Genomic DNA, 25,178 nt, shown 5'->3' on the forward strand with positions numbered 1-25,178 from the left:
ACTATCTCAGCTGGTGACCTCGACGCCCTTCCAGAACGCCACCCGGCCCTTGATCTGCGCGGCCTCGGGCTTCGGCTCGGCGTAGTACCAGGCGGCGTCGACGTTGTCCTCGCCGCCGACGTGCAGCGTGTAGTAGTTCGCCGTGCCCTTCCACCCGCACTCGGTGGTGGTCTCGGAGGGGCGCAGCAGGTGCTGGTGCACCGACTCGATGGGGAAGTAGTGGTTGTCTTCGACGACGACGGTGTCATCGCTCTCGGCGATGACCTCGCCGTTCCAGGTAGCCGTGGCCATGCGGTCCAGTCTGGCACCAGTCTGCCCAACACGGGGGGCGGCCGCTGCTCGTAGGATGCGCCAGAACGGCGCAGGCCACCCCGAGGAGGAGCACGATGCCCATCGCCACACCCGAGGTCTACGCGGAGATGCTGGACCGGGCCAAGGCGAACGAGTTCGCTTACCCCGCCATCAACGTGACCTCGTCGGAGACGCTGAACGCCGCGCTGCGCGGGTTCGCCGAGGCCGAGAGTGACGGGATCATCCAGGTCTCGACCGGCGGCGCCGAGTTCGCCTCCGGCACCAAGGTCAAGGACATGGTCACCGGCGCGGTGGCGCTCGCCGAGTTCGCGCACGTGGTCGCGGCCAAGTACCCGGTCAACGTCGCGCTGCACACCGACCACTGCCCCAAGGACAAGCTCGACGGCTTCGTCCGGCCGCTGATCGCGATCAGCCAGGAGCGGGTCGACGGGGGCGCCAACCCGCTGTTCCAGTCGCACATGTGGGACGGGTCCGCGGTACCGCTGGAGGAGAACCTGCAGATCGCCGCCGAGCTGCTGGAGAAGGCGGCCGCGGCGCGGATCGTGCTGGAGATCGAGGTCGGTGTCGTCGGCGGCGAGGAGGACGGCGTCGCCAACGAGATCAACGACAAGCTCTACACCTCCGAGGAGGACTACCTCAAGACCGTCGACGCGCTCGGCGTCGGCGAGAAGGGGCGCTACCTGCTCGCGGCGACCTTCGGCAACGTGCACGGCGTGTACAAGCCGGGCAACGTCAAGCTGCGCCCGGAGATCCTCAAGCAGGGCCAGGACGTCGTCGCGCAGAAGCTCGGCCTCGGCGCCGACGCCAAGCCGTTCGACCTGGTCTTCCACGGCGGCTCCGGCTCGCTGCTCGAGGAGATCCACGAGGCGCTGACCTACGGCGTCATCAAGATGAACATCGACACCGACACCCAGTACGCCTTCACCCGGCCGATCGCGGCGCACATGTTCGCCAACTACGACGGTGTGCTCAAGGTCGACGGCGAGGTGGGCAACAAGAAGGTCTACGACCCGCGCAGCTACCTCAAGGCGGCCGAGCAGGCGATGGCCGCGCGCATCACGCAGGCGTGCGAGCACCTGAAGTCGGCGGGCCGCATGATCGCGGGCTGACCCACGGCGAAAGGCCCTCTCCTCGTTCCAGGAGAGGGCCTTCTTGCGTTCTCAGGCCACTTTGCGCGCGATGGGACGGCCTGCCGCCCACAGCACCGCGACGCCCACGAGCGCGATCGGCGCGGACCACCACGCCGTCGGCGGCGCGGCGAGCAGTTGGTCTTGGACGTACAGCGCGCCGTAGCCGAGCACGGTGACCGCGACGGCGCCGGCGATAGCCTCACCGAGGTGCGGCAAGCCGAAGCGGCGCACCAGATCGATCGCGAGTCCCACGAACACCAAGTAGAACGGCACCGTCGACGGCGGGAAGTCTCCCGCGACCAACAGCGGCCAGATCACCGCGCGGTAGGCGACGTAAACGCCCGCGACAGCCGTAGCGGCCCACGGTTTGCCAAGCGTCTTCGCCGCTACCGCCAACACCAGCGCCGCGACTCCGATGCCCCACAACGGATAGACCCACGACGGGATCGGCAGCGCGAAATGCTCGATGGCCGTGTAGTCCACCGGTCGGCCGATCTGCTGCGCGGCGAACTCCAGCAACTCCCGCTCGGCGTAGCAGCTGTTCGCGTCCAGCACCCCGTTCGGCGTGCAGGAGGCCATCTCCAGCGCGCCGTACTCCTGCTGCCCGTTCGGGAACAGGGTGTTCTCCAGGAAGAACACCCACAGCGAGCCGAGCACCAGCGTCCACCCCGCACCGCGCGGGCCTGCGGCGTACCAGCCGTCGATGAGACCGGCGACCATCAGCGCGGTCCCCAGGTACAGCAGGGCGTGCGACGGGCTCCACGCGGTGAGGTCCAGGCCGTTGACCCGGTGGTTGATCACGTCGAGCGGCGCGGCGATCAGGAACACCGCCAACCCGGACTGGGTCAGCCGCTGCGCCCGCCGGGTGGTCGCCATGCCGGTGAAGGTGTGGATGGCCACCAGCACCACCGCGACCCCGGTGCCGACGCTGTTGATCAGGTGCGGCGGGGCCAGGTCGTCGCGCAGGAACTTGAAGTGCCACGACTCGTCCCAAGAGGACCCGATCAGCTTGAACAGCAGCGCCAGCAGCCAGGTGCGGTAGGCGAAGTGCCACACCCAGTCCGGCGTCTCCCGCCCGGCGGCCCCCCTGGTCCAGTGCAGCCGGAAGAACGCCTTGAACTGCGCGACCGGCCCGCCGATCTCCACACCCTGTCTCACCGGGCCATGATGACCCCGGTCGGCCGGGTGGGGTAGTCCGGGTGTCCGATTCGGCCACGGGTAGTCACCCGATCACGCACCGTCCGGTACGGCAGGATGGCGGTATGCACGGAAACCTCCTCGGCCCCGAGCCGACCCTGTTGCCCGACCGCGCCGAACCGCAGTCCGCGCTCGAGGGCGGCACCGACCCGGTCGAGGTCGCCACGAGTTGGCCGGACTTCAGCGAGGCGTGGGCCGCCCTCGCCGAGCGCGCCCTCGCCGCCGGTGAGCCGATCGCCGCCTACGCCTACGCCCGCACCGGCTACCACCGCGGCCTCGACCAGCTGCGCCGCTCCGGCTGGAAGGGCTTCGGCCCGGTCCCGTGGTCGCACCGGCCCAACCAGGGCTTCCTGCGCGCGCTGGCCGCGCTCGCGCTGGCCGCCAGGCAGATCGGCGAGGTCGAGGAGTACGACCGCTGCTCCACCTTCCTCGCCGACTCCGACCCGGCGGCCCCCGCGGCGCTCGGCCTCGTCTAGGCGCACTCGGTCGGGGAGGCGTCCATGCTCCCCGACCGGTACGCCGGGTCGGTGATCAACGGCACCAGCAGGCCGCGCTTGGCTGGCTCGCACGCCATCGAGAGGCTGTGGTCCGCGGACTCCCCCGGGACGACGCCGAGCAGCTCCGCCGACAACCCCGGCAGGTCGACGTGGTGGTAGTCCGCTTGCGTCACGGCGATCGCGACGATGTCCGAGGCCCTGGTGGGGTTCTCGACGGCGAACGCGTAGGCGATGGAGTAGTCGACGTGCACCACGAGGAAACCCTGGTGCTCGCGCACCGACATGCTGCCCTTCACCCGGGGCGTCGCGGGCAGCAGCGGATACCGGGGGTCGATCTTCGTGTAGAGCGAGCTCACCGACGACGGCCTGCTGGCCAGTTGCTCGTGCCACATGTCCCGCGCGGTGGGCGCCATCAGCGCCAAGACCTTCTCCGCGTCGTCCTCCTCGATCACCGAGCGGTCGAGCCTGCCGGTCACGACGATCCGCTTGGTCAGCTCCAAGGCGGCCCGCACCTGCTCGGCCGAGTGGGTGCCGACCGGCGTCGCCTCCGGCAGCACGATCGCGGCCTCGCCCTCGGCCCAGGTGGCCGCCAGGCTGCCGTCGAACGGCCGGGTGACGTCGAAGGCCGGGGCCGCGCTGGTGACCGGGTGGACGGGCGGGGCAGCCGCGGCGACGACGCCGTCCGCGCCGACCGGGTCCGAGTTGGCGTAGAACGCGATCGCGCCCAGCACCAAGCCGATCGCCAGCACGAGCGTGACCTTGCGGCCCGACCCGCGCCGCTGCTTGCGGATCGCGCGGGCCTCCTCGCGCACCCCCTTGCGGACCTGCGCGAGCCACTCGCTGTCCTTGAGCTCCGGGTGCTCCCAGATGTCGTAGTTCTCGTCGCGTGGCGACGTCATCGCTTCTCCCCAGAGAGGTGGACGGTACCGAACCGACCGACTTTAGTAATCACCTTGGGAGAACGAGAAAACGGGTGGGGTGAGCACGCCCCACCCGTTCGCCGTGCCGTGGTTCAGCAGCGGTCGAGCATGCCCGACAGCGCTGACTTCTCCGCGGAGTTGACGCTCAAGCTGTAGGAGTACTTCACCCGGGTCCACATCTTGGCGTAGGTGCACCAGTAGCCGGTCGTCGGCGGCTTCCAGCTCTCCGGGCCCTTGTCGCCCTTGGACTGGTTGACGTTGTCGGTCACCGCGATCAGCTGCGGGCGGCTCAGGTCGTTGGCGAACTGCTGGCGCTGGCTGGTCGACCAGCCCGACGCGCCGGAGCGCCAGGCGGCGGCGAGCGGCACCACGTGGTCGATGTCCACATCGGACGCCGCGGACCAGGTGGCGCCGTCGTACGGGCTGAACCAGCTGCCCGAGGTCGCCGAGCACGAGGAGTTGGTGACCACGTTGCTGCCGTCGCGCTTGAGGACGGTCTCGCGGGTGTCGCAGGCACCCGAGACGGTCACCCAGTGCGGGAACTTGTCCCGCGAGTAGCCGGTCATCGAACCGTCCGCGCGCACGGTGAGCGCGGCGAGTTCGGAGCGGGCCGTCGCCGCGCTCGGGATCCCTGGCGGGGTGGCGCCCGCCGGGCTGGCGAGCGCGAACACGGCGATCAGCGCGGAGAGCACCGCGGCCACGCGGGTCTTGGTCGTCATCGTTCCTCCGGTCGGCAGGGGGAGGGCCGTTCCTCACCGTGGTGCCACGAGATGGACCGCTTCACACCCGTGGGTGACAGAACGGGGACGCACAGTGAAAGAGCTCGGTCGGCCGTGCCCGCCGACGGGCGCCAAGAGTTAGGGGCCCGTGGCCGCCCGCGCGGGGGTCAGCGACTCGACACCTCGGGTCACACGACGCCGCGGGCCACCCGGAGGTCCTCGGTGTGCCGGTACCAGGTCCACTTGGCCACGTCCTTGGCCACGCCGTCGCGGGTCAGCAGGGTGCGGACGCAGCCGATCTGGAACGCGCGACCCGCCAGGGTGGTGACCTTCTTGCCGAACCACCCGGTCGTGACGCGGACCACCAGGCCCGCGCCGCCGTCCGGGTCCGGGGTCACCTCGATCCGCTTGGCCCGCCCGCGCAGCGCCACGGTGTCGTCGCAGTAGGCGACGCCCTGGGGCTGGTCGATCACCCCGAGGCCGACCAGCACCCCGCCCGAGTCGTCGCGGACCAGCGGGAACGGGTCGATCTCGCCGCCGAGCGCCACCTCGACCAGCGCGGCCTGGTCGCGTGGCAGGCCCCACAGCGCGGGGATGGCCGACGCGCGCGGGTCGACCGGGACGTACCCGATCGGTGTGTCGGCGAGCCGGTCGAGGCGCATCACGCGCAGCACCACAGCGGCGAGGTCGGCGTCGGTGCCCACGACCACCACGCGGCCGCCGCCGGTGGCCTTGAGCAGCGGGTCCACCTCCGCCCGGCCGGGTGTCGCGGGCACCGGCCGCCAGGTGATCCCGTCACGCTCGGTGAGCGCGGGCGGGCGGCCGGTGTCGGCCGCGTTTCCGCAGGCCAGCACGAGTGCGCTCACTGCTGTCTCCTGGTCTAGTCTCAGTCACCGGCATTCGCCCGAGGCAGCACGGGTACGGGTGTCCAAGGGTTTCTCCACACTGCCAACACCTGGAGTTTCACATGCCGGCAATCGTGCTGATCGGCGCCCAATGGGGCGACGAGGGCAAGGGCAAGGCCACCGACCTGCTCGGCGAGCGCGTCCAGTGGATCGTGCGGTACCAGGGCGGGAACAACGCGGGTCACACCGTGGTGCTGCCGGACGGTCAGAAGTTCGCGCTGCACCTGATCCCCTCCGGCATCCTCAGCCCCGGCGTCACCAACGTCATCGGCAACGGCGTGGTCGTCGACCCCGGTGTGCTGCTCACCGAGCTGTCCGGCCTCGCCGAGCGCGGGGTGGACACCTCGCGCCTGCTGATCTCCGCCGACGCGCACCTGATCATGCCGTACCACGTGGCCATCGATAAGGTCACCGAGCGCTACCTGGGCAAGGCCAAGATCGGCACGACCGGGCGCGGCATCGGCCCGGCCTACCAGGACAAGGTCGCCAGGGTCGGGGTCCGCGTGCAGGACGTGCTCGACGAGAAGATCCTGCGGCAGAAGGTCGAGGCCGCGCTCGACATCAAGAACCAGATGCTGGTCAAGGTCTACAACCGCAAGGCGCTCGACGCCAACCAGGTCGTCGACGAGGTGCTGGCCTCGGCGGAGAGGTTCGGCCACCGCATCGCCGACACCAGGCTGCTGCTCAACCAGGCGCTCGAACGCGGCGAGACGGTGCTGCTGGAGGGCTCGCAGGGCACCCTGCTCGACGTCGACCACGGCACCTACCCGTTCGTCACCTCGTCCAACCCGACCTCGGGCGGGGCGTGCGCTGGCTCGGGCATCGGCCCCACCCGGATCACCACGGTCATCGGGATCCTCAAGGCCTACACCACCCGGGTCGGCTCCGGCCCGTTCCCGACCGAGCTGACCGACGACATGGGCGAGCGGCTGCGCAAGGTCGGCGGCGAGATCGGCGTCACCACCAAGCGGCTGCGCCGCACCGGCTGGTTCGACGCGGTGATCGCCCGCTACGCCGCGCGCGTGAACGGCATCACCGACTACTTCCTGACCAAGCTCGACGTGCTCTCCGGCCTGGACACCGTCCCGGTCTGCGTCGGCTACGAGGTCGACGGCCGCCGGGTCGACGACATGCCGATGACCCAGACCGACGTGCACCACGCCATCCCGGTCTACGAGGAGCTGCCCGGCTGGTGGGAGGACATCAGCCACTGCCGCACCTTCGACGAGCTCCCGGCCAACGCCCGCGCCTACGTCGAGCGCCTCGAGGTGCTCTCCGGCGCCCGGATCTCCGCCGTCGGCGTCGGCCCCGGCCGCGACCAGACCATCGTGCGCCACGAGCTGGCCTGACCGCTCATCGCCCGCCCCCGGACCAACGACGCTCCGGGGGCACCGGCTGACCCTCCACTGTGGACCCGTGGGGACCCGGCTGCCGACGCCCGCACCACCGGCGACGGCAGCCTTTTGTTTTCACGCTGAAAATAAACCGGCGGGACCGCCGCGCCGACTGCCTGGCAGAATTCCGCGGCCCGCGCACCATTCTCTCGCGCCTTTCCAGGATCCGGGACGGCCCGTCCAGGGCGTTGACTTCGCCGTGGCCTGCTCCAAGACTCAGGGACCATGAACGGCGGCGAATCCCTGGTGCACCGCCTGCACGTCGACCTGCGGCGGCAGGCCAGCGCGATCTGTCTGGCCTGACCCGGCCACTACCGGCCGCTCAAGCGTTTCGCGCGCCGATCCCGCGCGCGGTCCCCACCCACCGGGAGACACCCGTGTCCGTCTCGACCCTGGGCGCCCCCGCACGCGCGGATTCGGCCCCGCCTTCGTTAACCGTCAAGAAATCGCGCCGGAAACTACCCGACCTGCGCCGGTGGATCAGCCCGCTGGTCATTGTCGCGCTGTGGCAGATCGCCTGCGAGACCGGTTTGTTGCCGCCGGACAAGTTAAGTTCACCGTGGACCGTGCTGCAGTCGGGCATCGAGCTCGCGGGCACCGGTGAACTCGGGGACGCGTTCGTCGTGTCCACCACCCGTGTCGGGATCGGGTTCGGCATCGGCGCGCTGATCGGGATCGTGCTCGGCATCGTTGCCGGGCTCTCGCGCTGGGGCAACTACCTGGTCGACCCGCCGGTGCAGATGCTGCGGACGCTGCCATTCCTCGGGCTGATCCCGCTGTTCATCCTGTGGTTCGGCATCGGCGAGGAACCGAAGATCGCGCTGGTCGCGCTCGGCGTCGCGTTCCCGCTCTACCTCAACGTGCACGCGGGCATCCGCAACGTCGACAGCCACCTGATCGAGGCGACGACGGCGCTGGGCTACACGCGCAGCGAGCGCCTGTTCCACGTCGTGCTGCCCGCCGCGCTGCCCAACACGCTGGTCGGCCTGCGCCAGTCCCTCGGCGTCGCCTGGCTGTCGCTGATCGTCGGCGAGCAGGTCAACGCCAGCAGTGGCCTCGGCTACCTGATCAACAACGCCCGGGAGTTCCTGCGCACCGACGTCATCGTCGTCGGGCTGGTCGTCTACGCGGCGCTCGGTCTGGCGACGGACGCGATCGTGCGCCTGGTCGAGAGGAGGGCGCTGCGGTGGCGAGCGGCCTGACAGTGGCGGTACGCGGCCTGACCAAGCGGTTCGGTGACCGCGCGGTGCTGCACGGGTTGGACCTGGACATCGCGCCGGGCGAGTTCGTCGCCCTGCTGGGCCGCAGCGGTTCCGGCAAGTCGACGTTGTTGAAGGTGTTGGCGGGCCTCGACCGCGACGTCACCGGTGAGTTCACTGTGGACGGAAAGGTCTCGGTCGCCTTCCAGCAGCCCCGGTTGCTGCCGTGGCGGCGGGTGTGGCGCAACGTCGTGCTCGGGTTGCACCCGGTCGTCGGCAAGGACGTCGCGCTCGCGGCACTGGCCGAGGTGCGGCTCGCCGACCACGCCGACGCCTGGCCGCGCACCCTCTCCGGCGGTGAGGCACAACGGGTGTCGCTCGCCCGAGCCCTTGTCCGCGAACCTGGCTTGTTGCTGCTCGACGAGCCCTTCGGCGCACTGGACGCGTTGACCCGCATCGCCATGCACCGGCTGGTGGAGTCGTTGTGGCTGCGGCACAAACCCGCTGTGCTGCTGGTGACGCACGACGTCGACGAGGCGCTGCTGCTCGCCGACCGGGTCCTCGTCCTCGACGAGGGCCGCATCGCCAGCGAGTACGTCTTGGGCCACCCGCGCCCGAGAGAACTGTCCGACCACATCGACGTCCGCACGCAGGTGCTGGCCGACCTGGGAGTGAACGAACGTGCGACTGCGTAACCTGATCCCCTTCGCCGTGGCGGCGTTGGCCTTAACGGCGTGCGGTGGCACTAACACCCCGGCCGCCTCCGCGCCGGTACCGGACTCCGTCAGCGCTGCCGACCTCGCCAAGGTCACCCTCAAGGTCGGTGACCAGAAGGGCGGCCAGAAGTCCTACCTGGAAGCGGCGGGTCTGCTCAAGGACCTGCCGTACAAGATCGAGTGGTCGACCTTCACCAGCGGCCCGCCCCTGCTGGAGGCGGCCTCGGCGGGCGCCATCGACATCGGCTCGGTCGGCAACACCCCGCCGATCTTCGCCGCGGCCGCCAACGCCAAGATCGCGGTCGTCTCCGCGCAGAAGGGCGACGTCTCCAGCGACGCCTTCCTGGTGCCGGAGGACTCGCCGCTGCGCAGCATCGAGGACCTGCGCGGCAAGACGATCGGTGTCGCCAAGGGCAGCTCCGCGCACGGCCTGGTCCTCACCGTGCTCAACAAGGCCAAGCTGACGCCCGCCGACGTCACCCTCAGCTTCCTCCAGCCGTCGGACGCCTTCGCGGCGTTCACGCAGAAGAAGCTCGACGCCTGGTCGATCTGGGACCCGTACACCACCCAGGCGCTGCGTGACACCAAGGCACGCGTCCTCATCGACGGCACCGGCACCCTCGGCGGCGGTAAGCCCAACACCGAGGCAGGCCTGGATTCCCTTGCCAGCGGCTACGGCTTCCTCGTCGCCGGTAAGGCTGCCTTGGCTGACGCGGGTAAGAACGCGGCGCTTCGCGACTACGTCGTCCGCTACGCCAAGGCGCTCAACTACGCCAAGAGCCACGGCGACGAGCGCGCTGCCGTGTGGGCCAAGGAAACCGGCCTCAAGCCCGAGGTAGCGCTAGAGGCGACCCAGCGCGGCCTGGACCGACCGATCAAGCTCGACGACACGGTGATCGCGGACGAGCAGAAACTGGCGGACGCGTTCGTGGCCGCGAAGGTCCTGCCGACCAAGTTCACGTTCGCCGATTTCGTCGACAACCGCTTTGCGGCCGATGTGGCCGCGGTGGCCGAGTCTGGAGCCCAGAAATGAGCATCACCCTGCACTGGTTCCTCCCCACCTCCGGGGACGGCCGCAACGTGGTGGAGCGGTTCCACGCCAACCGGGCCGAGAGCTCCGCGCGCCGGGCGCCCGACATCGACTACCTCGCCCAGGTGGCGCGCGCCGCCGAACAGCTCGGCTTCACCGGCGTGCTGACCCCCACCGGCACCTTCTGCGAGGACGCCTGGCTGGTCACCGCCGCGCTCATCCGCGAGACCAGGACGCTCAAGTTCCTGGTCGCGTTCCGGCCCGGGGTCATCTCGCCGACCCTGGCCGCGCAGATGGCGTCGACCTACCAGCGCGTGTCCCGCGGCAGGCTGCTGCTCAACGTGGTGACCGGCGGCGACGCCGTCGAACAGGAGCGCTTCGGCGACTTCCACGACCACGACAGCCGCTACGCCCGCACCGACGAGTTCCTCAGCATCGTGCGCGGCGCGTGGAGCGGCGAGCCGTTCTCCTACGACGGCGAGCACCTCAAGGTCGTCGGCGCCACCACCCTCGACGCGCCCGATCCCATCCCGGCCGTCTACTTCGGCGGCTCGTCGGACGCCGCGCTCCCGGTGGCCGCCAAGCACGCCGACGTCTACCTGACCTGGGGCGAGCCGCCCGCACAGGTCGCCGAGAAGATCGCCAGGGTGCGCGAACTGGCCGCCGCCCAGGGCCGCGAACCCCGCTTCGGCGTCCGGCTGCACACCATCTCCCGGGACACCTCGGAGGCGGCGTGGGCCGAGGCGCAGCGACTGCTCGACGCGCTCGACCCGGCGCAGGTCGCCGAGGCACAGGCGCAGCTCGGCAAGAGCCAGTCGGTCGGCCAGCAGCGGATGCTGGAGCTGCACCAGGGCGGCCTGGACAAGGGCGTGCGCGGCCTCGAGGTGCACCCGAACCTGTGGGCGGGCATCGGCCTGGTGCGCGGCGGCGCGGGCACCGCGCTGGTCGGCAGCCACACCGAGGTCGCCGACCTGATCGAGCAGTACCACGACATCGGCATCACCGAGTTCGTCCTCTCCGGGTACCCGCACCTGGAGGAGGCGTACTGGTTCGGCGAGGGCGTGCGACCCGAGTTGGCCAGGCGCGGCCTGCTGGCAGGGCAGGAAGCCGCGCAGCCCTCGGCACTGAGGGTCGCCGCCTCCTAGGCGCAGTCCTGCAGGTCCGGCACGTGCTATCCGCGCCCGCGCGGCCCCTGGCCGCACAGCCGGAAAACCCGAGTACGTCCAGTACGAGGGCTTCCCGGCCGCGCACCCAGGAACCACGCGGATCACGAATCCCACGCACCAGACCCACAGGACAGCGCCTAGTGGGTAGGGGCCAACCGCGCCCGGTTGGCCCCTACTCGCGATCCAGGGCGGCTTCCTCGAGGTCCAGCTCGCGCTGCACGCGCCGCAGGATCTCGTCGTCGATCTCGCCCCGGTCGCGCGCGGCCACGAACACCTCGCGCTCCGCGGCCAACATCCCGCGCCTGAGCCTGCGGAACACGGCAGAGGGGTTCTCCTGCTCCTGGCGACCCAGGCGCTCCCACACGGCGTTGCCCCGGTGCTCGGCGATGGCCCGCAGCTTGTGCGCGAGGTGCTCGGGGACGTCGTCGTCGACGAGTTCGTCCAGCCGGTCGACCGCCGCCTTGGCCGCCGAGTTCTGCACCTGGGCCTCGGCCAGCACCCGGTCCTGGCCGTCCTCCGCTCGCACGCCGAGCCAGCGGATCAGCATCGGCAGCGTCGTGCCTTGGACCAACAGCGTCCCGACCGTCACCACGAAGGTCAGCAGCAGCACGACATCGCGACCCGGCATGTCCAGCGGGATCGCGGCCGCGGCGGCCAGCGACACCACGCCGCGCATCCCGGCCCAGGAGATCACCGTCAGGTGCCGCCACCTCGGCGCGGGCTCACGGCGGCGGATGTGCGGGAACAGCCACCGCGGGATGTGCGCGGCGGGGAACACCCACACGAACCGGATGGCGATCACCGCGATGAGCACCAGCGCGCTCGCGGTGATCAACCCGCCGCCCAGGTCGGCGGCGGACACGATGGTGCGCATCTGCAGCCCGATCAGGGCGAACACCAGGGACTCCAGCAGCACGTCGACCGACTTCCACACCGCCGTCTCCTGCAGGCGGGTCGAGTAGCCCGCCGCCGGGGCGTTGTGGCCGAGGTAGAGGCCCGCGACCACGACCGCCAGCACGCCGGAGGTGTGCAGCTCCTCCGCCAGCAGGTACGCGCCGAACGGGACGAGCATGCCCAGCGCGCTCTCCAGCACCCCGTCACCCAGGCGCAGGCGGATCCGGTGGATGACCACACCGAGCACCAGGCCGACCAGCACACCGCCCACCGAGGTGATCAGCAGCGTCGAGATCCCGTCGGCCCAGGAGAACGCCGCCACACCGGTCGCTGTCGCTACCGCGACCTTGAACGCCGTCAGCGCTGTCGCGTCGTTGCCGAGGCTCTCGCCGGTCAACAGGGTCATAGCGCGACGAGGTAGCCCTAGCTTCCGTCCAATCGACACCGCCGCTACCGCGTCAGGTGGGGCTACCACCGCTCCCAGGACCAGCGCCGACGCCAACGGCAGGTCAGGTAGAGCCATGTGAGCGACAACACCAACTACCGCTGTCGACACTAGGACCAGTCCGACCGCGAGCAAACCGATCGGCCGGATGTTGGCCTTGATGTCCAGGTAGGAGCTGTCCAGTGCGGCCGAGTACAGCAGCGGCGCCAGCACCAGGACCAGCACCAACTCCGGGTCGAGGGCGAACTTGGGCACCCCCGGGATGAACGACACCGCGAGCCCGACCGCCACCAGCACCAGCGGCGCGGGCCAGTCGACCCGACGTGACAGCGCGGCGACCGCCAGTGACCCGGCGAACAGCAGCAGAAGTTCCACACCCGCCTCCTCGTCCTCGTGCGCAAGGATTGCCCATGCGTGTTGCCGCATGAAAGGAGCGGGTAATGACCTGCGAACACACCGAGGCGCTGCCCACCGGGGTCACCGCCGACGCCGACGTCTGCCAGGACTGCGTCGCGGCGGGCAACCGGCACTGGGTCCACCTGCGCCGCTGCCTGACCTGCGGGCACGTCGGCTGCTGCGACTCGAGCCCGCTCAAGCACGCCACCGCGCACCACCGGGCGACCGACCACCCGGTGATCCAGTCCCACGAACCCGGCGAGGACTGGCGCTGGTGCTACGTGGACAACCGGATCGTGTGAAGAAAGGCGGGCCGCCACCCCCTGCCGGTGGCGGCCCGCCTGGTCCTACCGCGGTCAGCGGCGCGGGAAGGTCTCCGCGCGCGAGGCGACCGCGATGTCCGGGTTGTCGCTGAACACGCCGTCCACGCCCGCCGCCCAGAACGCCGACAGCTCACCGAAGAGGTCGCCGTACTCGGCGGGCACCGCGGACGAGCGCAGGTTCGCGGGCAGGAAGGCGTTCTCCGCGCGGAACGTGTACGGGTGCACCTTGAGGCCCGCCGCGTGCGCGTTGCCCACGAGAGCGGTCGGCTGCGCGAGGTTGCCCGCGGCGTCCCTCGGGATGACCTGGTCCTTGGCCGGGCCGATGCCGTAGGCGTACTTCGCGACACCGCGCAGGCCAGCCGGGGTCAGCAGGTCGGCGTAGGTCCGCTTGTCACCGCTGGCCACGAAGTCGTACGGCGCGCCGGAGGCCGAGGTCAGCTGGATCAGCGGCACACGCAGCTTGCGGCTGAGCTCGACCAGGTTCCCGACCTCGAAGGACTGCACGAACACCTTCGCGCCGCGCCGGTTGAGGCCGTTGCGCTCCAGCGCCTCGACCACCTTCGGGTTCAGGTCGAGGCCGATCTTGCGGAAGTACGTCGGGTGCTTGGTCTCGGGGTAGATCCCGACCTCGCGGCCCAGCTCCCGCGACAGGCGCTTGGACAGGTCGATGACCTCCTGGAAGGTCGGCACCTGGAACCGGCCGTTGTAGATCGTGTTGCGCTGGCGCACGTCCGGGATGCGCTCCACGGCGCGCAGCGTCTTCAGCTCGGCGAGGGTGAAGTCCTCGGTCCACCAGCCGGTCACCGACACGCCGTCGAGCACCTTGGTGGTCTTGCGCGCGGCGAACTCCGGGCGCTTCGCGACGTCGGTGGTCCCGCCGATCTCCGGCTCGTGCCGGGCGACCAGCACCCCGTCCTTGGTCGACACCAGGTCGGGCTCGATGTAGTCGGCGCCCATCCTGGCCGCCAACTCGTAGCTGGCCAGCGTGTGCTCCGGCCGGTACCCCGAGGCACCCCGGTGCCCCAGCACCAGCGGGGCGGCGCGGTGGCCGTCGCCGTGCTCGGGGGTGGCGCTTGCGGTGCTCATGGTCGCAACCCCTAGCAGGGCGAGCGCGGACACGGCAACGCCGATGGTCCGGGTAGCAGGCATTCTTCCTCCTCGTAGCCCCGCGAACTGACCCGCGCAACCCTCGCCGCGCCCCACGAAATCCGGGCCACCACCTGGCGAAACCTGCCCCAAGCGCGGATGAACGCCCAGCGCTGTCCACAACCGACTCACCTGTCCACACCCGGCGACTTCCCCTGTCCCCCCTCCCCCCGAACCGGAAGGATCGATTCGGGGGCTGCTCAGCCCGGGCCGCGTTCCCCGGGGCGGCGGCGGACCACGGCGGCCGGGCATCTACCCTGGCTGACCGTGCGAGTCCTCGTGCTCGGGTCTGGTGCCCGCGAACATGCCCTGGTCCTGGCCCTGTCGAAGGACCCGGAGGTCGTCGCGCTCGCGTGCGCCCCGGGCAACGCGGGCACGGCGTCGCTCGCCGAGACCTACGGAGTCGACGCGGTCAGCGCCGAGTCCGTCGTCGGTCTCGCGGAGCGCTGGAAGGCCGACCTGGTGGTGATCGGGCCGGAGGGTCCGCTGGTCGCGGGCGTCGCCGACGCGGTCAGGGCCGCCGGGTTCGCCTGCTTCGGCCCCGGCGCCGACGCCGCCCGCATCGAGGGCTCCAAGGCGTTCGCCAAGGACATCATGACCACCGCCGGTGTCCCGACCGCGCACAGCGAGATCGTCGACAACCCCGCCCGGCTCGACGCCGCCCTCGCCCGCTTCGGCCCGACCTGGGTGGTCAAGGACGACGGCCTCGCCGCGGGCAAGGGCGTCGTGGTCACCGCCGACCTGCCGACCGCCCGCGCGCACGCCATGACGCTGCTCGACGACGGCCACCCGGTGCTGCTCGAGTCGTTCCTCGACGGCCCCGAGGTGTCGCTGTTCTGCGTGGTCGACGCGACGGGCACCGTCGTGCCGCTGCTGCCCGCCCAGGACTTCAAGCGCGTCGGCAACGGCGACTCCGGCCCCAACACCGGCGGCATGGGCGCCTACGCCCCGCTCCCCTGGGTCCCCGACGGCCTGGTCGACGACGTCGTCACCCGCATCATCGAGCCGGTCGTCGCGGAGATGGCCCGCCGCGGCACCCCGTTCTCCGGCCTGCTCTACGCGGGCCTCGCGCTGACCTCCAACGGCCCCGAGGTCATCGAGTTCAACTGCCGCTTCGGCGACCCCGAGACCCAGTCCGTCCTGGCCCTGCTGCGCAGCCCGCTCTCGCGCCTGCTGCTCGCCGCCGCCCAGGGCCGCCTCGCCGAGCACCCCCCGCTCGACTGGGCCGAGGGCTCCGCCGTCACCGTCGTCATCGCCGCCGACGGCTACCCCGGCCGCCCCCGCACCGGCGACACCATCACCGGCGCCGAAGCCGACGGCGTCCTGCACGCGGGCACCCGCCGCCGCGACGACGGCGCCCTCCTCTCCGCGGGCGGCCGCGTCCTCGCCGTCGTCGGCACCGGCGACACCCTCCCCGCCGCCACCGCCGACGCCTACCGCAAGGTCACCGCCGTCCACCTCCCCGGCTCCCACCACCGCACCGACATCGCCCTGCGCGCCATCAACGGCGAGATCGGCCTCCCCGTCCCCAACTAGGCCGTTCTCGCGAACTCACGGTGACCACCCCGTACACGTTGGTAGCCTCAAACGGGAGACAACGACCCAGGGGGTACCCCGGCATGACCGACGCCACCCACACCGGCGCGCTCGCCGCCATAACCGCCACCGCCCGCATGGCCGCCGACTCCCTGCACCACCCCACCGCCACCACCGCGGGCCAGTTCCTCATCAACCACGACAACGTCCTCGCCGCCGCCAAGATCATCCAGACGCAGATCGACACGCTGCAGGACCGCGTCAAGGGCGCGCTGGTGGACCTGGTCGTGGTGCCGCCCGGCGACGACGACGTCAGCGTCCAGATCGCGCAGGAGTGGAACGAGCGGCTGACCCGGCAGGACGGCTCGTACCGGCAGCGGGTGATGGAGTACATGGCCTCGCTGGACGCCCTGGTGCGGCAACTCCAGGAGAGCGCGAAGACCTATGGCTACACCGAAGAGGAAATCGCCGCCGCGATCGGGACGACCGTTGGCTAGTCGCTTGGTGCTCGCCGCCGCTGCCGCGGTACTGCTGCTCTCCTCCTGCACGACCGCGGAGCAGGGCCTGCCCGCGCCGACCAACGGTGGCCAAGAACCGCAGACCACGACCGAGGCCGAGCTCACCGCGGAACTGCCCAAACGGCCCCGCGACCTCAAGCTCGACTCGGTCGACCCCTGCAAACTGCTCGTCCCCGCGCAGCAGGCGGAACTGAAAGTCGGCCGCGTTCGCCCGTACTCCTCCACCTCGGAGACCTACCGCGGCGCCAAGGGCTGCGCCTTCGAGGTCAAGGGCGGCCAGTTCTACGACTACGACGCCCTCCTCGTCACCACCGAAGGCGCCGACGCCTGGCTCAAAGAGAAGCGCAACGTCGAAATGACCCCCGGCGCCGTAGCCGATTACGGCGCCATCACCTACCGCCTCAAGGGCGAAGGCCCCAACAGCGCCCCCTGCACCACCACAATCGACGTCGCGGACGGACAGCAACTCCAGGTCACGACCTCGACCATGGGCAAGGACTTCACCCAGGACCAGGTCTGCGAGATGAGCGAGAAGGCCGCCTCCCTGGTGCTGACCACCTTGAAGACACTGGCGTGAGGGAGGCGAGAACTGTGCGAGTCGCAGACCTACCCGTCCCACGCCGACAAGATCCACGCCGCCGCGCGCGTAGGCGGGTCGTCGCATTCCTCCTGCTGCCTGCCTCGGTCGCGGCCTGCACGACATCGGAGCCGGGCGTGCCCACCACGTCTGCTGAAGCGGGCGGGGAAACGACTGGGCCCACGAGTTCCACCAAGCCCACGGTCGCCCTTCCGGCTCGCCCGCGTGACTTGAAGCTCGATGCGGTCGACCCGTGCAAGCTGCTCACCGATCCCCAGTTGGACCAGCTCAAGATCAAGCGCGTGCATCCCTGGACCTACGACCAGGAGACCTACCGCGGCGCCAAGGGGTGTGTTTCCGATGTTTCCGAGGAGAGTCGTCGGTACGAGTACAGCGCGCTGTTGGTGACCACCGAGGGTGTTGAGGCCTGGCTGACCGGCAAGCGCAACGTCGAGTCGGAGGCCGTCGAGGTCGACGACTACGGCGCCGCTCGGTACCGACTCACCGGGGACGGCCCCAACAGCGCCCCGTGCACGACGGCCCTCGATGTCGCCCAGGGACAACAACTCCAGGTCACGACATCGACCACGGGCAAGGATTTCTCCCAGGACGAGGTGTGCCGGATGAGCGAGAAGGCCGCCAACCTGGTGCTGACCACGTTGAAGACGCTGGCGTGAGGGGCTGAGATGGCGGAGAACGGGCTGGCTGACCTGCGGTTCGAGGGGTACGGCTACGACGCGCTCGCTGATCAGGTGGATCGGTTGCGGCAGGGGCCGGGGTCCGAGAGCTTGTTCAAGGCCGTTCGCGCGTTGATGCAGATCGCGGATGGGTTGGCGGATGCGGATCGGGCGTTGCGGGAGGAGTTGGCGCGGATCGGGGTGGAGTGGCAGGGGGCTGCCGCTGATGGTGGGGTCGAGGCGACGAAGCAGTCGAGTGTGTACGCGGCGGACGCGGTGCCGACGGTGGCGCATTCGGCGGGTGGGGTGAGCGAGCAGGGGGACACGTTCGCCACGACTCGCAACAGTGCGCCTGAGGGGAGCCAGTTGCGCGGCGCCACCCAGATGAACATGTGGGACAAGGGGATGGGGCTGGTCGGCCACACCACCCCGCACGCCGCCGAGGTGCAGCGCACGCAAGCGGCGCGCCAGCAGGCCATCGGGTCGATGAACGACTACGCCCGCGGTAGCGAGGGCGCGCTCGGTAACTTCCAGAACCTCCCGGTGCCGCCCGCGGTAGGGGTCGGGACGCAGCAGCCCGGCACAAAGGACACCACCGCGGTACAGGGCCTCCACAGCGGCCAGGACTCGTTCACCCCCACTGGGGGAGGTAGCGCTAACCGTCCGCAGGCAGGGACACCGCTACCCGGCAACTTCACCGGCGCGGCCCCGGTCCACTCAGGCCCCGCGCCCACGGTCGGACTCAACCCCATGCCCGGCAACACCCCGACGCCCGGACTCGGTCGTGTCTCCGGGATCGGCCCGGTGCTTCCCGGAATGGGCGGCCTCCCCGCCACCACCAACGCGCTCAACGTCTTCCGCACGGGCATCTCCGGCCAGTTGGTCGGCGAGATCGCGACCGCCGCGGGAATCGCCGGGGCCGGTGGCGCCGGTGCGGCGGCGGGCGCCGCGATGGATAAGGACAAGGTCGTGCGCGGCGGAGCCGGAGCTGCTGGTGGCAATCCCGGTGCGGCGGGTAAGAACACTCAGCGCGCCGTTGGCCCTGTCGCCGGTGCACCGGAGGAAGAGGCTCGGGCGGCTCGCAACGCCGAGAAGATCGGTGGGACTAAGAGCGGCAAACCTGCCTCTTCGCTCATGCAGCCCGCAGCGGGCGCGGCGGCCAACGGCGAGGACGACGACGAGCACGTGCGCAAGTACGGCATCGACTCCGAGGACCTCTTCGGCGACGACCGCCTGGTGATCTCGCCGGTGCTCGGCGAAGACGACTGACTTGTCCGCGAGCATCGTCCTCTCCGCCCTCGAGTTCGACGTCCTCTGGGAGTCCGAGCGGCTCCCGCTGCGCCACGTCGCCATCGACGTGCCCAGCCCCGGCATGACCCACTCCGAGCGCGCCCGGCTCGTCGCGGGCGCGTTCGCGGACCTGGAACGCCGGGGCCTGGCTTCCCGGGGCCGCGCGGAGCCCGAGGTGGCCGACCGGTTGAGCCTGCTCGCGCACGCCCAGGTCAGCGTTGACGTCTGGGTGTGGACCGACCGCGAGATCAAGGCCCTAGCCGTGATGTCCGGCGATCAGGCAGGTCTAGCGGTCGTCGACAACGATCAGGTCTGGCTCATCCCGGCGCGTACGAGCGCACTGGCCGAGGCAGCGGTATCCGTGACGGGGGACGCTCCCGCCGGACCCGGCCGCTCAGTGAGCCTCTTGCGGGATGTCCTCATCGACGCAGATAGGCGTGCCGGGGGCGAGCCGCACAATCTGGTCACACCGCTCCAACGCGCAGGCCTAGCCCTGTACGAAGCGCAGTCTCTAGCGCTCATGTTCTCCGGTGTTGGTGCACGCGGTCAGTTCGGCGTTGAGCGTGTCGGCCGCGATCAGCGCAAGCAGCGGGCCGACAGGGTTGTCGCGTTCCACGACACCAACCAGGGTCGGTACGTGCACGTGGCCAAGCACAGCAATGACGGCCAGGTCTGGAGCACGGTCGCCCCCGCCGACAACGCCCGACTCGCCGCCGCGGTCTGGGACCTGCTCGACGACGCATGATCGTCTGGAACCGGCGCACCCCGCCCGCCGTCTGACCCTGGCACCGATCTGCCAAGGGGGAGTTGTGGCTGGGGCCGACTACAACCTGCAAGCCATCGAGCAGTGCCGAGCGGCCGTCGCCGGTCAAGCCGGTCCGGTCGCCGGCGCGGGCGACGCGCTGCCACGGGATGCCGATGCGGGCATTTTCGGCACTTTGCCCAGCTCGGCGGGCCTCGCCTCCGCTGTCCGCGCCCTCGCCACCACCGGGAGCGATGAGCTGGATCGGGCGGGCGCGCTGTTGGGATCGGTCGACCGGGCCTTGGACGCGATCGGCACCTCCGTGGCCAACAACGAGCAGGCCGCCACGCGGTCGTTGACGGTCTGAGGGGTCGACGTGACCGCGAAGGACGCCGCCGCCGGTCTCGGTGGCACCGCAGCAGAGTTGGCCGAGACCGCGAACAAGGTCTACTCGGCACAGCCGAGCGCCATCAACGACCTAGCCGCCAGGTTCACGCAAGCAGCCACCGGTAGCTCTGACTCCGTCGGCAAGGTCGACAGCTCCGTCAAGCAGTTGGACGGTGCCTGGCAAGGCAGCTCTGCCGACGGATTTGTCGCGTACATGGCCAACTTCACCAAAGCGGGCGAATCGCTCAACGAGGCTCTTACCGCCGCCGGATCAGATCTTCGCACTGCTGCGACTGGACTCCAAGCGGCGCGCGACACGCTAGAGGGTGTCTTCGGCGAGCTCTATGACAACGCCACCTCTTGGATCAACGCTCATCCAGATGCGACAGAGCAAGAGAAGCGAAGCTACGTAGACGGCTTAGCCAGCGGCTACCGGGGCCGTGTCACCGCTCAGATCGACAACGCCGAGCAAGCCGTCTCCACTGCCGCGTCCGCGCTGCAGGGCCGCAACCCCAACCCGAAGTTCTCCGCGATCCCCGACCCCAACACCCAGGCCTTCACCCCTGCCCCGGGCAAGAGTGTCGAGTGGACTCCGGCAGCGACTCCCACGACAACCGCACAGTCCCACCCGGACAGCCCCGAGAAGGCCGCGCAGCCCGCACAAGCCCCACAGGCCACCGGTAGCCCTACCGGCGACAGCGGAGGGCACAGCGGTGGCGGTGGTGGGCACGGTGGCGGCGGAGGGCATAGCGGCGGTATGGGCGCTAGCGGCGGCCCGCCCAGCAGCCCTCCCCCGGGCAACGTGCAGGAGTGGATCCGTCAGGCGATCGAGCTGCTCCGCGCTAGAGGCATCAACGTCACCGAGGCCGACGCGCAGCTCATCTGGGAGATCATCCAGCATGAGTCGGGCGGCAACCCGAACGCGATCAACAACTGGGACTCCAACGCCGCCAAGGGCACCCCGTCCAAGGGCCTCATGCAGACGATCGACCCCACCTTCAACTCTTACGCCATACCCGGCCACAACAACATCTGGAACCCGGTCGACAACATCTGCGCGGGCGTGAACTACGCCGTGTCCCGCTACGGCTCTTTATCCAACGTCCCCGGGATCAAGGCCACCCACGGTGGTGGCGGGTACGTCGGCTACTGACCGTCGCCGTCTCGTCGCGACTGGCGCCCGTCACTAGGCTGGCGCCATGCACGCGCTGCTCAAGGTGGCCGATCGCGCCGCCGTCCCGCCGTTCCACGTGATGGATGTCGTGTCGGCCGCCAACGCCCGCCAGCGCACCCACGGCGACATGATCTCTCTAGCCGCAGGCCAGCCCTCTAGCGGCGCACCGCAGGCAGTGAAGATCGCCGCCGCGGAGGCTCTTGGGTCGCAGCCGCTCGGTTACACCGAGCAGCTAGGCATCCCCGAGCTGCGCGAGGGCATCGCGGGCCACTACGCGAACCGGTACAATCTGGACATCTCGCCGCAAGACGTCGTCATCACCACCGGCTCCTCCGGCGGCTTCCTGCTGGCGTTCCTGTCGGCGTTCGACGCTGGTGACCGCGTCGCTCTCGCCCGTCCCGGCTACCCGGCGTACCGCAACATCCTGACCGCGCTCGGCTGCGACGTCATCGAGCTGCCCTGCGACGAGCAGACCCGCTTCCAGCCCACGGTCGACATGCTCGACGAGATCGGCCCCATCGACGGCCTGGTCGTCGCCAGCCCGGCCAACCCCACCGGCACGGTCCTGGCCCCCGCCGAGCTCGCCGCCATCGCGGGTTGGTGCGCCGAACGCGGCGTCCAGCTCATCAGCGACGAGATCTACCACGGCATCTCCTACGGCGCCGAGACCGCGTCCGCCTGGCAGTTCTCCCGCGAGGCCGTCGTGGTCAACTCGTTCTCCAAGTATTTCGCCATGACCGGCTGGCGCCTCGGGTGGCTGCTCGTCCCCCAGCGCCTGCACCGCGCCGTGGACTGCCTCACCGGCAACTTCACCATCTGCGCCCCCGCCATCGCCCAGCACGCGGGCGTCGCCGCCTTTGACCCAGAGGTCTACACAGAGCTAGATGCTCACGTCGCGCACTACGCCGCCAACCGCACGCTTCTGCTGGACGGTCTTACCGCCGCCGGTATTACCCGAGTGGCCCCAGCCGATGGCGCCTTCTATGCCTATGCGGACGTCTCACACCTCACGCATGACTCGATGAGTTTCTGCCAGCGCCTCTTGGCCGAAACCGGTGTCGCGATCGTCCCGGGCATCGATTTCGACCCCGAGACCGGCGGCAACTACGTCCGCTTCTCCTTCGCGGGCGCCACTCACGACATCAAGGAAGCCCTGGCCCGCCTCGCCACCTGGCTCTAGCGCCGAGCGAACCGCGGTCCGATCCGAACCCAGGTCCGTTGGGAACGACCGCCCGCACCCCCGCGTTCACCTGGTAAGTACCCCCGAAAGGCGGCGGACCATGCTCCTCAAGATCATTGGCGCGATCATCGTCATCTGGATCGCGTTCAGCCTGATCGGCTTCATCTTCAAGGCCATCGGCACGTTGCTGATCATCGCGGCGGTGGCGACGGTCGGGGTCGCGGCGTACGGGGCGATCAAGGGCAAGTCGAGGCGCCAGATCCGCTAGCCAGGGCTAGCCCGTTCGGGTGAGGATGTCGGGGTGAAGAACCCCGACGAGCCGCGCCTGTCCGCCTGGGAGGCGCGCACCGAGTGGCCGCTGACCGGCCTCGCGGTGGCCTTCCTAGTGGCCTACGCCTGGCAGGTGCTGGGGACGGCCAACTCGCCGCGGGTGCAGTGGTGGCTCGAGGTGTGGCTGTGGGTCGTCTGGGCGGTGTTCGCCGTGGACTACCTGGTGCGGCTCGGGCTGGCCAGGCGCAAGTGGCGGTTCGTCGGCAAGCACCTGTTCGACCTGGTCGTGGTGGCGCTGCCGATGGTGCGGCAACTGCGCGCGCTGCGGCTGGTCACCGTGTTCAAGGTGATCAACCGGCGGATCGGAAGCGGGCTGCGCGGCCAGGTCGGCGTGTACGTGGGCGGCGCGACGCTGATGGTCGCGTTCGGCGCCGCGCTCGCCGTGCTGGACGCGGAGCGCAACGACCCTAACGCCACCATCACCACCTTCGGTGACGCTCTCTGGTGGACGCTCACCACGATCTCGACCGTCGGCTACGGCGACCGCTACCCCGTCACCACCGAGGGCCGCCTGGTCGCGGGTGCGCTGATGGTCGGCGGGATCGCCCTGCTCGGTGTGGTCACCGGTGTGATCGCGTCCTGGTTCGTGGAGAAGATCGCGGGCGCCGAGGCGTCCATCGAGGCCAGCACCCGCACCGAGGTCCAGGCGCTGCGCGAGGAGATCGCCCAGCTGCGGGCCGACCTCACGCGGCAGGAGCCGGGCTCTGCGCCGCGCTGATCCGCCGCAGCGCCTCGGCGACGTCGAGCTCCGGCGCGTCCCGGTGCGTCACGAACCGCACACCCCCCGGCACCGCCGTCGCCAGCACCCCGACCCGCTCCAGCGCGGTCAACGTCGAGGCCACGTCCGGCACCGCGGCGATCACGATGTTCGTTTCCGGCTGCCCGACCTCCCAGCCCAACCCGGCCAGCCCCTCGGCCAGCAGCGCCGCGTTCGCGTGGTCCGCGGCCAGGTCGTCGATCCGCTCGAGCGCCAACAACCCGGCCGCCGCGAGCACACCGCCCTGCCGGACCCCGCCGCCGAGCATCTTCCGCACTCGGCGCGCTTCCTTCACGAACGACCGCGACCCCGCGACGACCGACCCGACCGGCGCGCCCAACCCCTTGCTCAGGCACACCTGCACGGTGTCCACACCGACCGTCAACGCGGCAGGCGGCACTCCTAGTGCTACCGACGCGTTCCACAGCCGCGCGCCGTCGAGGTGTACGAGCAACCCGGCCTCACGCGCCGCAGACACCAACCGGGCGTGCTCGTCAGGTGGCGTAACCGTGCCGCCCGCGAAGTTGTGCGTGTTCTCCAGGCAGAGCAACCGAGTCGTCAACGCGTAGTAGGGAGACGACTGCGTCGCGTACGCCCGCACGTCCTCCGGGTTGATCCGACCCGGGCCGACCGTCCACTCGAGCGGCTGCGGCATGCCCCCGGCCAACCACGCGGAACTGCCCAGCTCCGCCTCCAGCACGTGCGCCGCCCTCGGCGCGAGGAACCGGTCGCCGCGGCGCAGGTGGATGACCATCGCGATGACGTTGCCCATCGTCCCGCTCGGCACCCACAGCGCGGCGTCCATGCCCAGCCGCGCGGCGGTCTCCTCCTCGAGTCTGCGCATCGTGGGATCGTGGTCCAGCACGTCGTCGCCCACCTGTGCGGAGGACATGGCCACCCGCATGGTCTCGTCCGGCTGGGTCACGGTGTCCGATCGGAGATCGATCCGGCGCGCGTAAGTCACGATCCGATCACACCACAGCGTCGTCCGTTCGGCTGGTGGCGGGGGTGGCGTATGTCTCTGCGGTGCCGCGTGCAACCGTTAGCCGGGGCACGTCCGTCCCCTACCCGTAGACAAGACGAGCGGAGAGCGTCCGCGTGGACCAGCGCGAGGAGCAGGAGTTCGCGGAGTACTTCACGGCACGGCGCGACGCCGTGCGAAGAACCGCGTACCTGCTCTGCGGGGACTGGCACCGGGCGGACGACCTCACCCAGACGGCGTTCGTCGCGTTGCACCGCAGGTGGCGCAAGATCCGGGACCGCGGGGCCCTGGACGCCTACGTCCGCCGGTCGGTGCTGCGCGCGATGATCGACGAGACCCGACGGCCGTGGCGGCGGGAGCGCCACGTCGACGCGGTCCCCGAGCAGGCCACCACCGCCACCGACGTCGGTGAGTCGGTGGCGACCCGCTCGGCGCTGGTGGGCGGGTTGGCCAAGGTGCCGCCGAGGCAGCGGGCCGTGCTCGTCCTGAGGTTCCTCGAAGGGCTCGACGTCGCCTCGACCGCCGAGGCGCTGAAGTGTTCGGAGGGGACCGTGAAGAGCCAGACCGCCAGGGGCCTCGCGACACTGCGCGAGGTGCTCGGCGACTCGGTTGACGACCTTCGGTCGACTTCGTGACGGG

General features: G+C 70.3%; 29 protein-coding genes. 21 read left to right on the plus strand and 8 right to left on the minus strand.

The genetic code is table 11. The features are described from left to right. Window positions 1-6 precede the first annotated feature (6 nt). Window positions 7-291 (minus strand): DUF427 domain-containing protein, encoded by a 285-nt coding sequence (locus tag LV79_RS05620; protein WP_253832718.1) that lies wholly within the window; start codon window positions 289-291, stop codon window positions 7-9. 95 nt (window positions 292-386) lie between these two features. On the opposite strand from LV79_RS05620, the gene fbaA reads away from it, so the two are divergent. Next, the gene (gene fbaA / locus LV79_RS05625; protein WP_253832719.1) at window positions 387-1,421 is read left to right on the plus strand and encodes a class II fructose-bisphosphate aldolase; all 1,035 of its coding nucleotides are present in this window, start codon (window positions 387-389) and stop codon (window positions 1,419-1,421) included. Window positions 1,422-1,472: 51 nt separating this feature from the next. Here fbaA and LV79_RS05630 read toward each other — a convergent pair whose 3' ends face one another. Further along, the gene (locus LV79_RS05630) at window positions 1,473-2,600 is read right to left on the minus strand and encodes a hypothetical protein (protein ID WP_253832720.1); all 1,128 of its coding nucleotides are present in this window, start codon (window positions 2,598-2,600) and stop codon (window positions 1,473-1,475) included. 104 nt (window positions 2,601-2,704) lie between these two features. Between LV79_RS05630 and LV79_RS05635 the strand changes: the two genes are divergently transcribed. Next, window positions 2,705-3,115, plus strand: coding sequence for a DUF3151 domain-containing protein (locus LV79_RS05635; protein ID WP_253832721.1), 411 nt, complete (start codon window positions 2,705-2,707; stop codon window positions 3,113-3,115). On the opposite strand, the gene LV79_RS05640 is transcribed toward LV79_RS05635, so the two are convergent. The 3 genes from LV79_RS05640 to LV79_RS05650 form a co-directional block, all read right to left on the minus strand. Continuing rightward, a complete protein-coding gene (locus tag LV79_RS05640) occupies window positions 3,112-4,035 on the minus strand; it encodes a hypothetical protein (RefSeq protein ID WP_253832722.1) in 924 nt (307 codons plus the stop codon). The two genes, LV79_RS05635 and LV79_RS05640, sit on opposite strands and share 4 nt — an antisense overlap. Window positions 4,036-4,148: 113 nt before the next feature. Beyond that, window positions 4,149-4,775, minus strand: coding sequence for an HNH endonuclease family protein (locus LV79_RS05645; protein ID WP_253832724.1), 627 nt, complete (start codon window positions 4,773-4,775; stop codon window positions 4,149-4,151). 188 nt (window positions 4,776-4,963) lie between these two features. Beyond that, window positions 4,964-5,641, minus strand: coding sequence for a hypothetical protein (locus tag LV79_RS05650; RefSeq protein WP_253832725.1), 678 nt, complete (start codon window positions 5,639-5,641; stop codon window positions 4,964-4,966). Window positions 5,642-5,742: 101 nt separating this feature from the next. Here LV79_RS05650 and LV79_RS05655 point away from each other — a divergent pair, with 101 nt between their 5' ends. From LV79_RS05655 to LV79_RS05675, 6 genes are all read left to right on the plus strand, one after another. Next, a complete protein-coding gene (locus LV79_RS05655; RefSeq protein WP_253832726.1) occupies window positions 5,743-7,029 on the plus strand; it encodes an adenylosuccinate synthase in 1,287 nt (428 codons plus the stop codon). A 270-nt stretch (window positions 7,030-7,299) separates the two neighbouring features. After that, window positions 7,300-7,377: a putative leader peptide gene (locus LV79_RS34760; RefSeq protein WP_372495327.1), complete on the plus strand. Its 78-nt coding sequence runs from the start codon at window positions 7,300-7,302 to the stop codon at window positions 7,375-7,377. A 74-nt stretch (window positions 7,378-7,451) separates the two neighbouring features. Further along, entirely contained in the window at window positions 7,452-8,276 is an 825-nt protein-coding gene (locus LV79_RS05660) for an ABC transporter permease (protein ID WP_253832727.1), read from the plus strand. After that, complete coding sequence (locus LV79_RS05665) at window positions 8,261-8,968, plus strand: ABC transporter ATP-binding protein (protein ID WP_253832728.1); 708 nt, start codon at window positions 8,261-8,263, stop codon at window positions 8,966-8,968. The genes LV79_RS05660 and LV79_RS05665 overlap by 16 nt, the downstream gene beginning before the upstream one ends. Beyond that, a complete protein-coding gene (locus LV79_RS05670) occupies window positions 8,955-10,022 on the plus strand; it encodes an ABC transporter substrate-binding protein (protein WP_253832730.1) in 1,068 nt (355 codons plus the stop codon). The genes LV79_RS05665 and LV79_RS05670 overlap by 14 nt, the downstream gene beginning before the upstream one ends. Further along, window positions 10,019-11,164: an LLM class flavin-dependent oxidoreductase gene (locus LV79_RS05675; protein ID WP_253832731.1), complete on the plus strand. Its 1,146-nt coding sequence runs from the start codon at window positions 10,019-10,021 to the stop codon at window positions 11,162-11,164. Before LV79_RS05670 ends, LV79_RS05675 begins: the two co-directional genes overlap by 4 nt. Before the next feature lie 193 nt (window positions 11,165-11,357). On the opposite strand, the gene LV79_RS05680 is transcribed toward LV79_RS05675, so the two are convergent. Beyond that, entirely contained in the window at window positions 11,358-12,950 is a 1,593-nt protein-coding gene (locus LV79_RS05680) for a Na+/H+ antiporter (protein WP_253832732.1), read from the minus strand. Window positions 12,951-12,964: 14 nt separating this feature from the next. On the opposite strand from LV79_RS05680, the gene LV79_RS05685 reads away from it, so the two are divergent. Continuing rightward, window positions 12,965-13,222, plus strand: coding sequence for a UBP-type zinc finger domain-containing protein (locus tag LV79_RS05685; RefSeq protein ID WP_253832733.1), 258 nt, complete (start codon window positions 12,965-12,967; stop codon window positions 13,220-13,222). 54 nt (window positions 13,223-13,276) lie between these two features. Here LV79_RS05685 and LV79_RS05690 read toward each other — a convergent pair whose 3' ends face one another. Then, the gene (locus LV79_RS05690; protein WP_253832734.1) at window positions 13,277-14,329 is read right to left on the minus strand and encodes a glycerophosphodiester phosphodiesterase; all 1,053 of its coding nucleotides are present in this window, start codon (window positions 14,327-14,329) and stop codon (window positions 13,277-13,279) included. A 327-nt stretch (window positions 14,330-14,656) separates the two neighbouring features. Between LV79_RS05690 and purD the strand changes: the two genes are divergently transcribed. From purD to LV79_RS05745, 11 genes are all read left to right on the plus strand, one after another. Next, on the plus strand, window positions 14,657-15,925 hold the full coding sequence (gene purD, locus LV79_RS05695) for a phosphoribosylamine--glycine ligase (protein WP_253832735.1): 1,269 nt from the start codon (window positions 14,657-14,659) through the stop codon (window positions 15,923-15,925). Between the two features lie 83 nt (window positions 15,926-16,008). Next, window positions 16,009-16,422: a PE domain-containing protein gene (locus LV79_RS05700; protein ID WP_253832737.1), complete on the plus strand. Its 414-nt coding sequence runs from the start codon at window positions 16,009-16,011 to the stop codon at window positions 16,420-16,422. Continuing rightward, window positions 16,415-17,020 carry a DUF3558 domain-containing protein gene (locus tag LV79_RS05705; protein ID WP_253832739.1) on the plus strand — a complete coding sequence of 202 codons (606 nt, stop codon included), beginning with the start codon at window positions 16,415-16,417 and terminating at the stop codon, window positions 17,018-17,020. Before LV79_RS05700 ends, LV79_RS05705 begins: the two co-directional genes overlap by 8 nt. Before the next feature lie 14 nt (window positions 17,021-17,034). Further along, window positions 17,035-17,697 (plus strand): DUF3558 domain-containing protein, encoded by a 663-nt coding sequence (locus tag LV79_RS05710; RefSeq protein ID WP_285469601.1) that lies wholly within the window; start codon window positions 17,035-17,037, stop codon window positions 17,695-17,697. Between the two features lie 9 nt (window positions 17,698-17,706). Then, the gene (locus LV79_RS05715; protein WP_253832742.1) at window positions 17,707-18,966 is read left to right on the plus strand and encodes a PPE domain-containing protein; all 1,260 of its coding nucleotides are present in this window, start codon (window positions 17,707-17,709) and stop codon (window positions 18,964-18,966) included. Between the two features lies 1 nt (window position 18,967). Next, the gene (locus LV79_RS05720) at window positions 18,968-19,732 is read left to right on the plus strand and encodes an ESX secretion-associated protein EspG (RefSeq protein ID WP_253832743.1); all 765 of its coding nucleotides are present in this window, start codon (window positions 18,968-18,970) and stop codon (window positions 19,730-19,732) included. 64 nt (window positions 19,733-19,796) lie between these two features. After that, window positions 19,797-20,096 carry a hypothetical protein gene (locus LV79_RS05725; protein ID WP_253832745.1) on the plus strand — a complete coding sequence of 100 codons (300 nt, stop codon included), beginning with the start codon at window positions 19,797-19,799 and terminating at the stop codon, window positions 20,094-20,096. Window positions 20,097-20,105: 9 nt separating this feature from the next. Then, a complete protein-coding gene (locus tag LV79_RS05730; protein ID WP_253832747.1) occupies window positions 20,106-21,269 on the plus strand; it encodes a WXG100 family type VII secretion target in 1,164 nt (387 codons plus the stop codon). A 46-nt stretch (window positions 21,270-21,315) separates the two neighbouring features. Next, window positions 21,316-22,470: a pyridoxal phosphate-dependent aminotransferase gene (locus tag LV79_RS05735; RefSeq protein WP_253832749.1), complete on the plus strand. Its 1,155-nt coding sequence runs from the start codon at window positions 21,316-21,318 to the stop codon at window positions 22,468-22,470. A gap of 100 nt (window positions 22,471-22,570) precedes the next feature. After that, a complete protein-coding gene (locus LV79_RS05740) occupies window positions 22,571-22,738 on the plus strand; it encodes a hypothetical protein (RefSeq protein ID WP_253832751.1) in 168 nt (55 codons plus the stop codon). A 33-nt stretch (window positions 22,739-22,771) separates the two neighbouring features. Next, window positions 22,772-23,518 carry a potassium channel family protein gene (locus LV79_RS05745; RefSeq protein ID WP_253832753.1) on the plus strand — a complete coding sequence of 249 codons (747 nt, stop codon included), beginning with the start codon at window positions 22,772-22,774 and terminating at the stop codon, window positions 23,516-23,518. Here the strand turns inward: LV79_RS05745 and LV79_RS05750 are convergent. Continuing rightward, window positions 23,484-24,521 carry a threonine aldolase family protein gene (locus tag LV79_RS05750; protein WP_285469597.1) on the minus strand — a complete coding sequence of 346 codons (1,038 nt, stop codon included), beginning with the start codon at window positions 24,519-24,521 and terminating at the stop codon, window positions 23,484-23,486. The two genes, LV79_RS05745 and LV79_RS05750, sit on opposite strands and share 35 nt — an antisense overlap. 134 nt (window positions 24,522-24,655) lie before the next feature. Between LV79_RS05750 and LV79_RS05755 the strand changes: the two genes are divergently transcribed. Further along, window positions 24,656-25,174, plus strand: a complete 519-nt coding sequence (locus LV79_RS05755; RefSeq protein WP_253832755.1) for a SigE family RNA polymerase sigma factor — start codon at window positions 24,656-24,658, stop codon at window positions 25,172-25,174. Window positions 25,175-25,178: the final 4 nt, after the last annotated feature.

The sequence above is a fragment of the Actinokineospora globicatena genome (genome assembly GCF_024171945.1).
Classification (GTDB): domain Bacteria; phylum Actinomycetota; class Actinomycetes; order Mycobacteriales; family Pseudonocardiaceae; genus Actinokineospora; species Actinokineospora globicatena.

Coding starts and splice junctions, on each gene's coding strand:
- LV79_RS05620 (WP_253832718.1), bottom strand. CDS start 291: ATGGCCACGGCTACCTGGAACGGCGAGGTCATCGCCGAGAGCGATGAC.
- fbaA (WP_253832719.1), top strand. CDS start 387: ATGCCCATCGCCACACCCGAGGTCTACGCGGAGATGCTGGACCGGGCC.
- LV79_RS05635 (WP_253832721.1), top strand. CDS start 2,705: ATGCACGGAAACCTCCTCGGCCCCGAGCCGACCCTGTTGCCCGACCGC.
- LV79_RS05640 (WP_253832722.1), bottom strand. CDS start 4,035: ATGACGTCGCCACGCGACGAGAACTACGACATCTGGGAGCACCCGGAG.
- LV79_RS05645 (WP_253832724.1), bottom strand. CDS start 4,775: ATGACGACCAAGACCCGCGTGGCCGCGGTGCTCTCCGCGCTGATCGCC.
- LV79_RS05655 (WP_253832726.1), top strand. CDS start 5,743: ATGCCGGCAATCGTGCTGATCGGCGCCCAATGGGGCGACGAGGGCAAG.
- LV79_RS34760 (WP_372495327.1), top strand. CDS start 7,300: ATGAACGGCGGCGAATCCCTGGTGCACCGCCTGCACGTCGACCTGCGG.
- LV79_RS05675 (WP_253832731.1), top strand. CDS start 10,019: ATGAGCATCACCCTGCACTGGTTCCTCCCCACCTCCGGGGACGGCCGC.
- LV79_RS05680 (WP_253832732.1), bottom strand. CDS start 12,950: ATGCGGCAACACGCATGGGCAATCCTTGCGCACGAGGACGAGGAGGCG.
- LV79_RS05685 (WP_253832733.1), top strand. CDS start 12,965: ATGACCTGCGAACACACCGAGGCGCTGCCCACCGGGGTCACCGCCGAC.
- LV79_RS05690 (WP_253832734.1), bottom strand. CDS start 14,329: ATGAGCACCGCAAGCGCCACCCCCGAGCACGGCGACGGCCACCGCGCC.
- LV79_RS05700 (WP_253832737.1), top strand. CDS start 16,009: ATGACCGACGCCACCCACACCGGCGCGCTCGCCGCCATAACCGCCACC.
- LV79_RS05715 (WP_253832742.1), top strand. CDS start 17,707: ATGGCGGAGAACGGGCTGGCTGACCTGCGGTTCGAGGGGTACGGCTAC.
- LV79_RS05735 (WP_253832749.1), top strand. CDS start 21,316: ATGCACGCGCTGCTCAAGGTGGCCGATCGCGCCGCCGTCCCGCCGTTC.
- LV79_RS05740 (WP_253832751.1), top strand. CDS start 22,571: ATGCTCCTCAAGATCATTGGCGCGATCATCGTCATCTGGATCGCGTTC.